The sequence below is a fragment of the Idiomarina sp. UBA3162 genome (genome assembly GCF_002364475.1).
Lineage (GTDB): Bacteria > Pseudomonadota > Gammaproteobacteria > Enterobacterales > Alteromonadaceae > Idiomarina.
Genome location: NZ_DEYI01000102.1, coordinates 1 through 14,376, shown reverse-complemented (window position 1 = coordinate 14,376; position 14,376 = coordinate 1). Strand labels below are relative to the sequence as shown.

Below are 14,376 nucleotides of genomic sequence, written 5' to 3'. Positions count from 1 at the left end.
CTACATATTCAGAAGCATAATGTAACGTGCGCCTTTGGCGCACGGGCGGTATCTGATGTCGCGCCAAAGGCGCGACCTACTTCTTCTCCATTTCTTGGATCTTCTTCCACAATTCATCTGCTTGCTGGCTAATATGCGAACTATCTCGGATATTGCCATTACGCTGCATTTCCATTGCCTTTTGCTGTAACTGCTGCAGCTCTTTGCGCATTTTTTTAGTTGGATTTGATTTAAATAGACCGAACATCGCACACCTCGAATTAGGAATCTCACCTTATTACGTATGTCGATCATAAAAAGTTCGACGTGCGAGCATATAGCCAACACAGGCGCACGGGGCCACCCCCATCGTCGCGCACAATGCGCGACCTACAACACCGACGTAACGTGCGCCTTTGGCGCACGGGGACAACCCAACGTCGCGCCATAGGCGCGACCTACTGTATGGTGAACACGACATATACGGTGGCGGATGCGGTCATTTCGCCTATTTCAAAAAGCCCGCTTTGCGGGGGCGGAGCACGAAACCTTACCGATACACCAGCGAGTTCGCTAGAAGACTGACCGTAAATTTCTTGCGAGGGTATCAAATCGTAAACACTTTCATCACGTGTTTTAAATTCTGAGATTGAATACACATCTTTTATCTTCTTACCATTTAGCTCAGCAAGTTGTTCGGCTTTTTGACGCGCGTTTTTTAATGCCTCAAACAGCACTTGTTTCTTAATCTCTCGCGGATTTTCAACCTTAACTTCAGCATCTAATGTCTCTGACACGCCCGCATCAACCAGCGATTGATTGAGTTCGTTATATAAGGAAAGATCACGTAACGTAATATCGATACTGCGCACAACGCGCGTGCCTAAATTAATTTCCTCGCCGTTCTTATACTCATTATGCGGCGCAATTCTAAGTGGCGTCGCTCGAATATCTTCTTGAGCTATTCCCATTTTTTTGACTACTTCAAACAGCTCAACTGACCGCCGATCAACTTCACTTTTGGCGACGGAGGCGTCCTTGTCGGTATGCCTCAAGTACGCGCTAATGACGATTATTTCCGGCTTAACACGTTGTTCAGCATACCCTTCAACATAGATATGAGGAGCATTTGGAATTACATCACTCCATGCTGAACAACTCACCAAGAACAAAAAAAATAAATATTTTTTCAATCTATACACCCCATTTATTTTTAATAGCCGCACAAAGTTGCTAAGTTAAAAATCATGTTTGTTATATAAGTGACTCAATATAATGATTAATCAATTCAAACTTCATATTTTTATTATCTGTTTACTATTAACCAATTTAGTAGCTTGCACAACAACTAAAGAAAATAATGTAGCAACCTATTGTTATTCAACTGAACAAGCAGCCGTCGCAGCAGGTTCAAAAGTAATAAACGATATGCTTCGCGAATATCGGCTGAGAACAGATGGCCGTCCAGGCTTCGGTGTAAGCTATAACACCAAAGACAACGAATGTGGCAGCGACTTAGGCGCGGTAGTTATGAAGCCTCCACACGAAACGAACGATGAAAAAGGCGCCGAAATCATCGCCATCTCTCGTGATATTTTCACAAAACACATGGAAACAACCGATTACCAATATAAAATTTAGCCGTAGCGTGCGCCTTTGGCGCACGGGGCAAACGCAATGTCGCGCACAATGCGCGACGTACGGGATGGCGGTGGTATCCAAAAAGCGGAACAACACAAACATGTACGACATCAAAATACGAAGCTATAAACCGACCGATGCGGCAACATTGCGAGATATATTTTTCGACACCGTGAGAAACATCAACATCAAAGACTACTCGCAAGCACAAGTCGAAGCCTGGGCACCAAGCGATTACGATTCGAATGAGTGGGCACGTAAGATGAATAAAATCGCGCCATACGTTGCAGAATTAAACGCCGATATCGCAGGTTACGCAGATCTTCAGCAAGACGGTCTTATCGACCACTTTTTCTGTCACTACAAATATCAGCGAAAGGGCGTAGGCGGCGTGCTCATGCAGCATATAATAGGTGACGCGAAAACCCGTGGGATCAGTAAGCTTTACTCACATGTCAGCATCACCGCACGCCCCTTTTTCGAGCATTTCGATTTTATCGTAAGCACATCACAACACGTCAAAGTGCGCGGCGAAGAGCTACAAAACTTCATCATGGTAAAGCCGGTTTAATAGCAATGTCGCGCCAAAGGCGCGACCTACGGAATGGCGGTGATATCAACCACCGACGTAACGTGCGCCTTGGGCGCACGGGCCAAACCCATCGTCGCGCACAATGCGCGACCTACGTACAGGATTTTAAAATACTGTGATGTGGTTTTTGGTCTTAAATAGCCGGCATGAAAAATGTTCGTCGCTATTTCGAAGACGGTTACTATTTTTTTATTACCGTCGCTACTCAAGGTCGCAAGCCTCACCTAACGCGCCAGCCGGTTATTCAGGCGCTGCGCAATGCTGTGCGAACAACCATGGTATCGCACCCTTTTGATATCCAGGCGTGGGTTGTATTGCCCGATCATATGCATTTATTAATTGGCGTTGCCGACCAAAAAGTCGATCTACGGATTAGAAAGATCAAAGCGCTTACCACACGCGCCCTACCCGAGTTTTCCTATAAAAACTCACAACCTAATTTTTCAAAACGCCGCCGACGGCAAGGCAGTCTTTGGCACAATCGATTCTATGATCGCATCATTCGTAATGAACAAGAGCTCTACATGTATACACTGTATTGCTGCTTTAACCCGGTCAAACACGGCTACGTTAATAATGCATTGGAATGGCCGTACTCCACCCTCAATGGTTATATAAAACAAGGTCGTTACCCAGAATCATGGCGACACATCACCGAAGCATGGGTGGACGACAATTTCGCCGATTACGACATGTGGTAGCGTGCGCCTTGCGCGCACGGGCGGCATCTGAGGTCGCGCCACAGGCGCGACCTACTTCACTGATTCGATGAAATCGATATTACCCGTAACAACGCCAACACCCTGTTTAATGATATTTGCCTGTTCTGGCGGAACAATGTCGTGCTTATTCCATAAGTAAATCTGTGTGTTATGTTGGGCCAGTCGAGCTGCAAGCCGATCGGGGTACCCCCAAATAAACTTGGCCATGTCAGGAGGCACCAATACAACCGTATTTTTACATGAATCAGGGATAACGCCAGCCCATCCAACCAGCAAGTAATCTGTGCCACAGTTTTTCACTGTATTCACTGAAAATGTTTGCAGCGACGGAGTCTCGTTAGCAAACCACTCATTGCCCTTGGCAGACGTAATGACAACTGTTTTATTATTTTTTTCGCTTATAAAACGACTTAACGTTAGAAACGCATCCTCGTTATTAGTCTTTAGATTCAACCAAAACGTTTGGTTAGGAAACCGTTCATAAAACGCATCAAGCCGATCGATACGAAAACCTTTTCCACGAAAGGGAAATGTTCGACCATAGTCCGCCGTATAGCCGTAACCCGCATCAATAGATTGTAATTGATCAACGTTTAAATCACTTACAAGACGATTCCCGTTCGTTGCACAACTAAGATTCCAATCGTGAAATACAACCAATTCATTATCATTTATCAGGTGAACGTTTAAATGAATAATATCCGCGCCAGCAGCAACCGATGCCGAGGCCGCTTGTAGGGTATTTTCCACCGTTGTCAGACCCACTTCCGACAGCGATTTTGCTGTGCACGACGTATCACTTAATTTTTCGTAATCAACCTGACTACCGCCGCCACGATATGCAACCACCTGACCGTCGCCGTTTACTTGGGGCGCTAAAAAATAGGCGTTACCAATACCTAACAACACAAGCACAACGAGACTTAATAAAATTATTTTTAGTTTCAAACTATTATTTCCATTTGTTATTAGAATTTTTTAATAGTTTGTGATAATTGCAAATCCTAACCATTCAATCAATAGAGATCTGATGTCGCGCACAATGCGCGACCTACGGACGAAATAAAAACTTTTGTTTAAATACGAATCGTTTTCATTTATGATCCACTCGCGAATACACATTCAGGAGTGGACAGGGATATGACGATTCAAAAAACAGTATTGGCATCAAGCATTCTGATTGCATTAGCAAGCAACTATGCTGTAGCTGAAGAGCAACAAACAAAAAAAGAAAAAGAAGACATGATGGAGACGATTGAGGTGAGCTCACGCGGGCTGATTTCATACGTCAGTGCGACCGGCTCCAAGTCCGATACACCTATCATCGAAACTCCCCTCTCAGTTTCCGTATTGACGGAGGCGCGTATTGAAGACTTAGGCGCTGTCACCGTTCAGGACGCTATTGGTTATGTAGCAGGACTTTACAATGGCCCATACGGCGTTGATACACGAGGCGACTGGGCACAAATACGGGGTGTCTCGCCAGTACAATACTTAGATGGCTTAAAATCACTCTTTGGCTACTACAACAACGTCCGCATTAATCCTTATTCACTCAGCCAGATTGAAATTTTAAAAGGCCCGAGCTCTGTACTCTACGGTCAGGGCTCAACCGGTGGTATTATCAACCTGGTCAGTAAACGTCCCCAAGCCGAGACTCAAGGCGAGCTCTGGGGTCAACTCGGTAATTACTCTCGCAAGCAAGTCGCTGGAGACATTACAGGCGCACTTAATTCCGATGCCTCACTCACAGGCCGTTTAGTTGGACTTTATCGTGACAGCGACACACAAACCGATTATGTTCCGGATAATAGCCTCGTATTGAATCCATCGCTGACTTGGCACGCATCAGACGAGACTAAAGTCACTTTAATTGCCAATATTCAACGTAATGAATCAGGCTCAAGCACGCAGTTCTTCCCTTGGCAAGGCACCCTGTTTCCCAATGAGTTTGGTCAAATTGATAGCTCAACCTTTGTTTCAGAGCCGGGTTTCGACAAATACGACACCGAACAAGACGCATTGACTGCAATCATCGAACATGACATCAACTTGAACTGGCATATTCGATTAGCCAGTCGTTACAGCGAGAGCAACGCCGAATACAACACAATGTACGGCTGGCCCCCTAAATTTGCAGAAGATAACCGTACTGTCGACCGAGTCTCGTACCTCTCACGAGCCAATGCGCGTGCCTGGACATCGGATCTTCAACTTCACGGCTCCATCACAACGGGCTTCATCGAGCACGATTTAGTGTTTGGTCTCGATTTCCAAGATGCCTACACCGATAACGACTACGCTTACGGTGCTAATAACACGCTTGACGTGTACGACCCGGTCTACGGTGAAGCCACGGGCTTACCCACCGAGGCGGATATCACTGATTTTGCGTCAACTAAGAATTACCAACTTGGCTTATACGTACAAGACAACATGCGCATTGACGACAAATGGCTCGTTTCAGCCGCGTTACGTCGTGATCGCGCAACCACCAATCCCGAAAACAGCGCCGCCAATGAGCAATATGCTACGACGGGTCGTTTAGGATTAATGTACCTGTTTGACGGTGGTATTTCGCCGTACGTAAGCTACAGCGAATCCTTTCAACCAGTGTTCGGTCGCGATGCGTATAACAACCCATTCGTACCTATCGAAGGTAAGCAATGGGAGGCGGGAGTGAAATACCAGCCGCAAGGCACGGAGCATTTAATTACCGCATCGGTCTATCGTATCAAGCAAGAAAACCTACAGGTACAAGTCAACGATCCCGAGGCACCTAATCCAAGTGGTCAAGTGCAAATGGGCGAAGTCGAGATTGAAGGTGTCGAGCTCGAAGCGCAGTTAGCGTGGGACTTTATGGATGTTTATGCGAGCTACGCTTATAACGATGCCGCCGATATTCTGACAGCCACGCCCGATCATCAGGCATCTGTTTGGGCAACATACCGCCCAGATAGCTGGGGTGGCTTTAAAATCGGCGCAGGCGCACGGTATGTGGGACATACCTCCGGTGGCTATGGCGTTTACAACGGCAACAACGTGTTACTCGAGACCCCAACTTACACGCTTGTTGATGCCATGATCGGCTACGACTGGGACCAATATTCGGTCAGTGTCGACATCGATAACCTGACCGACAAAACGGTGCTTACGTCATGCTTAAGTCGCGGCGACTGTTTCTACGGTCAACAACGTACCATCATGGCCAATTTCCGGTATAAATTTTAACGATCGCGCGGTACCGTGCGCATTTTGCGCACGGGCAAATCCATTGTCGCGCCCAAGGCGCGACCTACGAACAACCGTTTTTAAGCGCTAGTTCGTTGAGGTCAATATCGTCCAAAAACAATAAAAACTCATTGGTTTGATCGATTTTTAAATACACGTCTAATTCAGAGTCATGCCAAGTAAATTCGTCGCTTTGGCATGCCGAGACCAATCTAACGTTAATGCTTCCCGCGCCACCTTCCTCGTGCTGGCGGCGATACTCACGGATCGTTTCCTGCCCAGCGCTCATGGTTTTCGCGTCAGCTTCAGATAAACGCATTACGGTAAACTGTTCGTCGTTCTCAAGCTCGTCTTTCAGCTCCGCGGCTAACGCGTAATCGGAATCAACTATAACCGGAAAGGTATGATTAAAGCTGCTCTCAGGTTCCCCTGTTCTAAAACTAAAATCTAGCACTACATCACCGTCATTGACACTGACTCCATTCGGAGATTTCACAGCCACGACAATCTGGTTCGGGTCCGCCTCTAAAGGGTTCATATCCATCAATTTGACCATGGTCGTTAGCGGAATACTGCCGCACGCAGATACAAGTGCTATCAAGCTCACAGCCAAAAGCATTTTTAATTTATTCACAGTGCATCCTAAATTATCAAATAACAATGTTAACTAAATGTATTCGGGAAAATTCTGACTGTGAGTCTGTAAAAAAGTTTCAAGCAGTAGCGTGCGCATTTTGCGCACGGGCGGTATCGACCGTCGCGCCCAAGGCGCGACCTACCGGGGTAATCGGTCGAACACGGGGGGGTCGATGTTGGGGTTATCCCATTGCGCGCGGCTGGATGAAAAAATATGTGCGGTCGGCGATATGTCGAGATCTGTGTCTAGGCTACCGGCTGGGACCACGAGCAAACCAGTGATTTGTGTGTTCGGTACGGCCGAGCCACAATGCTTACAAAAGCTTTTATGATGCCGCGTGCCGGTTAATGTGAAAGAGGTGACTGCGTCGGCGCCAGAATGCCAAACTAACTGAGCCGATTGAGAGAACAAATTAGCCGCGTGGGCAGAGCCGCTATCCTTTTGACAATGCTGGCAATGGCACAAATAAAAGCTATCAAACCGCCCCTGCACCTCAAACGTCACAGCACCACATAGACAAGAACCTTGATGTTTATCCATTTATATCTCCCACATCGACGTAACGTGCGCATTGTGCGCACGGACAGATCCATTGTCGCGCAGAATGCGCGACCTACCGCAACGCCGTAGCGTGCGCATTTTGCGCACGGGCAAATCCAACGTCGCGCACGATGCGCGACCTACCGCAAGCTTCAAAACGCCGGTTTGTTTTTTAATACCAGAACAATTACCGTAATAAAAACAACTATAAAAAATAAGGACTTTTTCAGTGTCTTTTTTTAAAGAATCGTATCTTCTTTTGTTCGCTATTCTGGCATCAATAGTGTGCTTGATAAATATTGTGGATATTACACTTTTCTTATTTTGGTCAAACACCGATTTCGACTGGGTTTATTTAGGTAAGAAACTAGTTTTCGCCCTCGTCACAGGTTATGCCGCATGGCAGCTTTTGGTCATACGTAGCAAGCAAAAGAGGTAGCGTGCGCCTCTGGCGCACGGGCAGATCCATTGTCGCACAGGATGCGCGACTTACCGCACGGGCGATATCCCACGTCGCGCCAAAGGCGCGACCTACCGTACCGACGTAACGTGCGCATTGTGCGCACGCACAGATCCATTGTCGCGCAGGATGCGCGACTTACCGCACGATGCGCCGCCTATTGGCAGTTTGTAAACTTGCTCGACGCCCTCAGGGGTGTCACTCGAACTGAGCACCACAGTGTTGTCGACGACCGTCAGGTCAAAGTTTTTGAGCCACTCCACCGATCCTATTGGCTCTAATTTGTAGCGGTTCAGTGCTAATGGGCACTTCAAATAAACATGTAACTCGCCGCCCAATGCGCCAGAGTCAGCGTTGTGAACGTAAAATGTTTGATCACCTATCGTTTTTTCGTAATGAAAAAAATCATTCGAGGGTGATATTAAAAATGACACCAGCCCCCAAAATAAAACCGCTAATTGCAACGCTGCGAGTACATAAAACGTACTAAAGAAGGCGACTTTAAAAGCGCTACGGTTAAACACATCAGCAATAGCTCGCTGTTGATAAAACAACAAATAGGCAGCCGTAGCAACGCTCACAATTTTAAGAACGAGAATAATATTCCCAAGATTAGCCATCACCAACGGTGATTCGAAATTTAATCCCCAAAGCGTTGCTGGACTCAGGCTCTCTAAAAGGGGAATAACAACACATAAGACAACAATAATTATGTAGCGATTATTTTTTAACACAACAGCTCCCTTCCCATCACAGCATCGCATGTCGCGCAAAATGCACGACCTACCACATCGACCTACCGCACCGCCGTAACGGGCGCATCTTGCGCACGATGATTGAGGCCACCTTAGCACAAAAGCTAAACATATTAACCCATTGTAAATTAAACGTTAATTCGTTATAAATAGAGGGTTCACTCAAGCACTGATGCTAATTTTAGGTGCCAAAATAACTACAAAAGGAACTGACGATGAAAAATATATTCGTATTCAACTCGATGCTAACGCCCAAAATCATCACTTTTGTCTACTGGCTTATGCTCTTAGGCTGTTTGATTTCCGGTATAGGTTCAATGTTCACCCAATATGGCGGTGGCTTTTTCGCCGGATTAGGTATCATTATTTTCGGTGCTATTGGCGCGAGGATCTGGTGCGAATTGCTTATCGTGTTATTTAAAATCCACGAAAACCTTCAAAAAATGGCTAATAAATCAGAATAAGTAGCATGCGCATGGTGCGCACGGGCAAATCCAGATGTCGCGCAAAATGCGCGACCTACCCAACGCGTTAATGCGCGGAGTTCGTTTTCGAGGGGACGATCTTCGGTAAGCAAGGGATGCTCACTCACGAGGTTGTCGACATAGTCCTGCAGCGGTGGCTCAATCTCAGTATTGGGCGAAACCAAGCAGCGCAGCTTTACACCGTGAGTGGCGGCTAACAGCGACGCGGCGACAACCTGTTGCGTTAATTCCAAAACGCGACGGCAATCACGCGCAGCAATCGTCCCCATACTCACCTTATCTTGGTTATGACACTCCGTAGAACGCGAGAACACACTCGCCGACATCGTTAATTTCAGTGCCTCCGCAGTCCATGCCGAACAACCAATTTGCACCGCTTTAAATCCATGACTAATCGCCAAGTCATCCCCCTCAGCGGCGGATAAATTAGGTGGTAATCCATTATTCGACTTGGTATCCAACAAAAGTGCCATCTGCCGATCGTGCAGATCCGCTAAATTCGCCACCTGCGTCTTAAGCGTATCCATCGCCATGGCAATATGGCCGCCGTAAAAGTGCCCACCATGGTGAATACGCTGATTCTCAACATCCACAATCGGGTTATCGTTGGCGCTGTTTAACTCATTATCGATAGTCTGCTTTAAAAAGGGTAGGCAATCTCTCACTACACCAATAATATGCGGAGCACAGCGCAGAGAGTATCTATCCTGAAGTCGTGTCTGCGTCGGTTTACGAGCCTGTTCGACGCCCAAATCGTCGGCAATCCAACGTGCAACTTGCTGCTGGCCTTGATGAGGCTTAACCGCATGCAACGCCGCATCAAAATGGTACGGGTTACCTCCCACAGCAATCGTCATCAAGCTGGTAATGCGACTCGAAACAGACGTTAAGTTATCCGCACGCGCGAACGTTAAACACGCTAATGCGGTCATCACCGCCGTGCCATTCATCAGCGCAAGCGCCTCTTTCGGACGTAACTGATAAGTTTCCAGTCCCAGCGCATCAAAGGCTTTTGCACTGTTCATGATCTCGCCGTTAAACACCACATCACGCTCACCAATCAAGGCACCCGCAATATAAGACAATGGCGTGAGGTCGCCACTCGCACCCACACTGCCCTCTTCGGGAATCATCGGTAACACGTTCTCGTTGAGCATCAGCGTGAGTCGCTCAAGCAACGCATAGCTCACCCCCGAGTAGCCACGGCATAACGAACAGAGCCGAACGGCAAGTATCGCGCGGGTTTCTTCAGCCGAAAAATGGGCGCCCAAACCACAGCCATGAAAACGTGTTAAATTAATCGGTAGCTGATTAACTTGATGCTCAGCCACCGAAGTCGTCACGCTATCGCCATAACCAGTTGTAATGCCATAAACCTCGCCTTCGTTACTTAAGACGCTATCAACAAGGCGTGCACCACGCTCGATACGCTCCACGAAATCAGCATCACGGGATAGTGACGCCTTCTTATTTTGCTGACTCAATTCAACAATATCAGTGAGCGATAAGTCAGAACCATCAAATACAACGCTATCCTTCATTAACTGGGTAACCTATTAAAGCAGCGTTCGGATCCCAGTCAGTCTCTTTGCCCATATCGTTAAGTGGCACATGGCTGGCAACCGTAAACGTCCGTGGAACCTCAATACGCGCAAGTTGATTCATCAGCTCTTCACGCACCTGCGCAATAATCTCGTCAACCGGCATCAGGCGGGCATCTTGGCTAGGCACCATGAGCGCCTTCAAACTGGTGCCGCCATCGTGCTCATGCAGCCTGACCCGCGCCGTTTTAACCAGCCGATGTTCAGCAATAGCAGCGGCAACCCGCTTGGGATAAACATTGTAGCCATTTACCTGAACCGCATGATCGATGCGCGCCAGCGGCCTAAAGTGACTTTCATCCAGCCAATCGACCTCATCGGGGAGCGCAACTGCAGCTTGCATTGCAATATCGGTGAGGTGCTCGGCATCTTTTTTCTGCCACCGCGGTAATAGCTTATACCAGCCACCGCGCTCCCTTCGAACGCCCAAGCCAGAAGTTTCACTGCTACCGTATACTTCAATCACCTCAGCTAACCCGTGTTGCTGCAAGCGTTGTAACACCTCGCCAGCGACGGGACCGCTTGAACACACCGCGTTAATGCCTTCAGCAAATTCAGTCTGAGCCTGCGCCAACTGTTGATACCAGCCCGGGAAGCCAACGATCAAATCGCCCGCAGACAACGCCTGACGCTGCGTCAGAGAGAATGCCTTGAGCCCTCTCATCACGGGCACGTCGAGTATCTCTGGCAATAAAACCGAAAAAATAAATCCATAAATATGGTGCGGAGGAACCGCACTAATCAGTCGGGTGACGGGTGCGTCGATATTGGCGAAGTAGTGAGCAAAATATTCAGCCTCAAGGACGAGGTTATCCCAACGCTGAACACACTTTTTTGCCTTGCCGGTCGAGCCCGACGTCGAGAATGTAATGTCTTTACTGCCCTGCGTTCGACTTGCGGTAACAACCTCGGCCCATTGCGCCAAACTGGAGACTCGCAGCAAGTAATCCTCTACTCCGCTGCTATCGAGCTGGAAGAACTCAACCACGCGGCTGGCAATCGAAATCCATTCGAACGAATCGACTTCTACCTCATTGCTCTCGCCCCGCGCACGCGAGCGCGTCGTAATCATCGTATCGGGGTGCCATTGACGCCCTTTCCAAAGCTGTTCATCCGAAGGGCGTAACGTTGCCAACTCATCGGCGATCAACGCGCCGATGATGGCAATAATTGAGTCTTGTGATAAGCACTTCATTAAAGGCGCTTAACAAAAACCCAATAGGTATCGCCAGTGAGTGCTTTTTTCATATGCACTTTCACTTTGGTCGGCTTCATTTCGTAGTCAAAGGTATACTCAAACATGGTGTTTAAATCACCGTTTTTAACACCCTCGTCAAACTTACCTTTAAATTCTTTACTGTTAGTGCAAGGTGCAACGTCAGTAAAAAAGTTCTTTCCAACAACCGCTTCAGGATCGCGACCCGTGATGTCACCTTCCGCTGCATTGTATTTAATAATCGTGCCGTTCTCGTCCAGTTGTATAGCACCAAACGCCACATCATCAAACTGGTCCTTGTTCATCGAAGCCAGCTTATTTTCGATATCATTAGATCCAAACTGTACAATTTCCATCAAACTCTCCAAATTAAACGATTGTTCAAGAGGGGTTATCCGTTTTTAACAGTTTTGGATCAGGATTAATAAAAAAATAACACAAGTTGTATAGTAGCGTGCGCCTCTGGCGCACGAAGAAATCCCTGCAAGTAACCCTATTCGGTTACTTTATCAAATGTAACTCAATAAGGTTACTACGCTGAATAACCCATGACATTCAGACTGGCGATTGTTGCACAGCGCCTTCTAAAGCCGCTGCATCAATGCCAACAGCTCGCTCAGGACTAAGTCAGGCTCATCAAACTGCACAAAATGGCCACTTTTTTCGGTCAAAACCGACTTGCCCTGCGGGAACGCATTCGCCCACGCTTGCCATAACTCACCCCACATTTTTCGACCTTGCTCGGTGAAAAACAAGTTGGGAGGGTTCTCCATTGTTCTCACCGAAGCAATCACCGTGACCGGCATATCCTTAATTTCGGGGTAGTCGGGTAACGGACGCTTACTCCAAAAGTCCAAATATTGATTCGACATACCGCCTTTCATATCGGCGAGCTTTATTTCAGCAATTTCTTGATTGCCCTTTTCTAAATCGATAGCGCGTAAAATATCCACATCATGCTCAGAAGAAGGATCGAGCATCATCAACGCTTTTATCTGCTCGGGATAAGCCGCCGCAAAGTCTCGGGCAACACTCCCGCCGTACGAGTGCGCGATAAATATAACTGGCTGTTTAACATCGAGCTCGGTCAACAGAATACTCGCATGCTCAGCATAATCGCGCGATGTGAAATGCTGTTTAATGGCAGTTGATTGGCCATTACCCACCCGCGAATAGCGAATCACTTTGGCGTGCTCCGACATTTGCTTAAACACCGGATCCCAATCCGACATACCCGCACTGCCCCCCGCCTCCAGAAGGATAACTTCACTGCCCTCTCCGGCTATCTCATACTCGAGATCGTACCCTTTAACCTTCACAAGATCGGGGCTAGCTAAAGCCGCTGCGGAAAACAAAAGACCAAAACACAAGCCAACTAACTTCATGATGCTTCCTTAAAAACGTGTTTATAATTAGGTTCTGCAGGTTAATGCCTTGGCAGACACTCAGGTTTCTACAAGAGCACGCATACAATAGTGGGAAAAAGCACTGTACCGTCAATATTCAGACACAATAATGTAAATTTGCAATATTATGGAGGTCGGTAGACGCTCCTTTTAAGTAGGCTTATGCCTATCGCTTGACTAATGAGTGTCCGTTTTAAAATGAGGCTAATACACATGAGAGGGTTGCTGGGACTACAATTTAGCAGCGAACTTTTAGTGTCATTATAGGCTTGTCATTATAATCGTAAATGTGGAGTTCACACACTTGGCTATCCCGGCCGCCTTCACCTGAGCCCGGAAGCGGTTTATAACCTCCTCCAGACCTAGTGCTGGTAGGGGTCTTATTCACTCTGTCTGCTCCAAAAATTTCTTTGAACGCAACTTCTACACACGGTGACACCTCCGATTTTCCCATCGCAGGATCGGTTAAATCCTTCCAGTAGTTGTTGCTAATATTAGTCAAGCTCTCGTTTAACGAAACGTCAACATGAGCTCCTGGCGACGGATCTAGAGTATAAGTGACTCTTGAGGGTCTGCCATTGCCCTCCACCGCTAACCCGTCTGGAAGAGGAAAGTCGAAAATGAGATTTTTCTTTGTCTGTTTATTATCCCAAATCAGAAATACATTAAATCCACGTACTTGTATGCCTAAACCTAGGTCGGTCAACTCGACTTCGTCAAAAGACGCTCCTGGTATACCGTCCCACTCAGCAAATTGCTCATTAATGAGCTCTCGTAATTTGAACCTAAATTCTGCGCCTAGTGCGGCTTTCACTGCATTATACTCTGAGCTGTCTTCAGCGCATAAAAACTCGCCTGAGTTGCTTGTTTGAGCATTGATTAATTGTGCACTGGCTGTTTGCTGTGCTCGACCATCAATCCAATCATAAAACTCTTGCGAGGTCTCGAAAGTTTCACTTATGTTATTGGCCATACTTTCTAAATGTGCGATTAAGCTATTGGTGTAATCGACTCCGTCTCGGATAGCCTCTTGGACAAATTGCGGATGGTTATATGTAGCGATTTGTAACTGCATCAGGCGCGGATGCATTCCTTGATTAGAATGACTAAT

Annotated in this window: 16 protein-coding genes; 5 read left to right on the top strand and 11 right to left on the bottom strand. The window is 47.2% G+C overall.

Features of this window, described 5'->3' with window-relative positions; all coding sequences use genetic code 11:
- Positions 1-76 precede the first annotated feature (76 nt).
- Complete coding sequence (locus B2X00_RS12220; RefSeq protein ID WP_110571970.1) at positions 77-247, bottom strand: DUF6435 family protein; 171 nt, start codon at positions 245-247, stop codon at positions 77-79.
- A gap of 190 nt (positions 248-437) precedes the next feature.
- Entirely contained in the window at positions 438-1,181 is a 744-nt protein-coding gene (locus tag B2X00_RS12215; protein WP_290487935.1) for an SIMPL domain-containing protein, read from the bottom strand.
- A 73-nt stretch (positions 1,182-1,254) separates the two neighbouring features.
- Here B2X00_RS12215 and B2X00_RS12210 point away from each other — a divergent pair, with 73 nt between their 5' ends.
- The 3 genes from B2X00_RS12210 to B2X00_RS12200 all read left to right on the top strand — a co-directional run bounded on the left by B2X00_RS12210 (position 1,255) and on the right by B2X00_RS12200 (position 2,913).
- Entirely contained in the window at positions 1,255-1,620 is a 366-nt protein-coding gene (locus B2X00_RS12210) for a hypothetical protein (RefSeq protein WP_287832407.1), read from the top strand.
- 100 nt (positions 1,621-1,720) lie between these two features.
- Positions 1,721-2,191 (top strand): GNAT family N-acetyltransferase, encoded by a 471-nt coding sequence (locus tag B2X00_RS12205; RefSeq protein ID WP_290487934.1) that lies wholly within the window; start codon positions 1,721-1,723, stop codon positions 2,189-2,191.
- A gap of 167 nt (positions 2,192-2,358) precedes the next feature.
- Complete coding sequence (locus B2X00_RS12200; protein WP_290487933.1) at positions 2,359-2,913, top strand: REP-associated tyrosine transposase; 555 nt, start codon at positions 2,359-2,361, stop codon at positions 2,911-2,913.
- A 51-nt stretch (positions 2,914-2,964) separates the two neighbouring features.
- Here the strand turns inward: B2X00_RS12200 and B2X00_RS12195 are convergent, their stop codons facing one another.
- The gene (locus B2X00_RS12195; protein ID WP_290487932.1) at positions 2,965-3,882 is read right to left on the bottom strand and encodes a glycerophosphodiester phosphodiesterase family protein; all 918 of its coding nucleotides are present in this window, start codon (positions 3,880-3,882) and stop codon (positions 2,965-2,967) included.
- 192 nt (positions 3,883-4,074) lie between these two features.
- Here B2X00_RS12195 and B2X00_RS12190 point away from each other — a divergent pair, with 192 nt between their 5' ends.
- Positions 4,075-6,165 (top strand): TonB-dependent siderophore receptor, encoded by a 2,091-nt coding sequence (locus B2X00_RS12190; protein WP_290487931.1) that lies wholly within the window; start codon positions 4,075-4,077, stop codon positions 6,163-6,165.
- Positions 6,166-6,229: 64 nt separating this feature from the next.
- Here B2X00_RS12190 and B2X00_RS12185 read toward each other — a convergent pair whose 3' ends face one another.
- From B2X00_RS12185 to B2X00_RS12175, 3 genes are all read right to left on the bottom strand, one after another.
- A complete protein-coding gene (locus tag B2X00_RS12185; RefSeq protein WP_290487930.1) occupies positions 6,230-6,799 on the bottom strand; it encodes a hypothetical protein in 570 nt (189 codons plus the stop codon).
- 141 nt (positions 6,800-6,940) lie between these two features.
- Positions 6,941-7,342: a GFA family protein gene (locus B2X00_RS12180; protein WP_290487929.1), complete on the bottom strand. Its 402-nt coding sequence runs from the start codon at positions 7,340-7,342 to the stop codon at positions 6,941-6,943.
- Positions 7,343-7,873: 531 nt separating this feature from the next.
- On the bottom strand, positions 7,874-8,536 hold the full coding sequence (locus tag B2X00_RS12175) for a hypothetical protein (protein ID WP_290487928.1): 663 nt from the start codon (positions 8,534-8,536) through the stop codon (positions 7,874-7,876).
- A gap of 236 nt (positions 8,537-8,772) precedes the next feature.
- On the opposite strand from B2X00_RS12175, the gene B2X00_RS12170 reads away from it, so the two are divergent.
- A complete protein-coding gene (locus B2X00_RS12170; protein WP_071463399.1) occupies positions 8,773-9,021 on the top strand; it encodes a DUF4282 domain-containing protein in 249 nt (82 codons plus the stop codon).
- Here B2X00_RS12170 and B2X00_RS12165 read toward each other — a convergent pair.
- The 5 genes from B2X00_RS12165 to B2X00_RS12145 all read right to left on the bottom strand — a co-directional run.
- Entirely contained in the window at positions 8,994-10,583 is a 1,590-nt protein-coding gene (locus B2X00_RS12165; protein ID WP_290487926.1) for an HAL/PAL/TAL family ammonia-lyase, read from the bottom strand. The two genes, B2X00_RS12170 and B2X00_RS12165, sit on opposite strands and share 28 nt — an antisense overlap.
- A complete protein-coding gene (locus tag B2X00_RS12160; protein ID WP_290487925.1) occupies positions 10,573-11,838 on the bottom strand; it encodes an AMP-binding protein in 1,266 nt (421 codons plus the stop codon). Before B2X00_RS12160 ends, B2X00_RS12165 begins: the two co-directional genes overlap by 11 nt.
- Positions 11,838-12,215: a photoactive yellow protein gene (pyp, locus tag B2X00_RS12155; protein ID WP_290487924.1), complete on the bottom strand. Its 378-nt coding sequence runs from the start codon at positions 12,213-12,215 to the stop codon at positions 11,838-11,840. Before pyp ends, B2X00_RS12160 begins: the two co-directional genes overlap by 1 nt.
- Positions 12,216-12,443: 228 nt before the next feature.
- Positions 12,444-13,244, bottom strand: coding sequence for an alpha/beta fold hydrolase (locus tag B2X00_RS12150; protein WP_290487923.1), 801 nt, complete (start codon positions 13,242-13,244; stop codon positions 12,444-12,446).
- A gap of 259 nt (positions 13,245-13,503) precedes the next feature.
- On the bottom strand, positions 13,504-14,376 hold an 873-nt coding region (locus B2X00_RS12145; RefSeq protein ID WP_290487921.1), incomplete at its 5' end, for a hypothetical protein.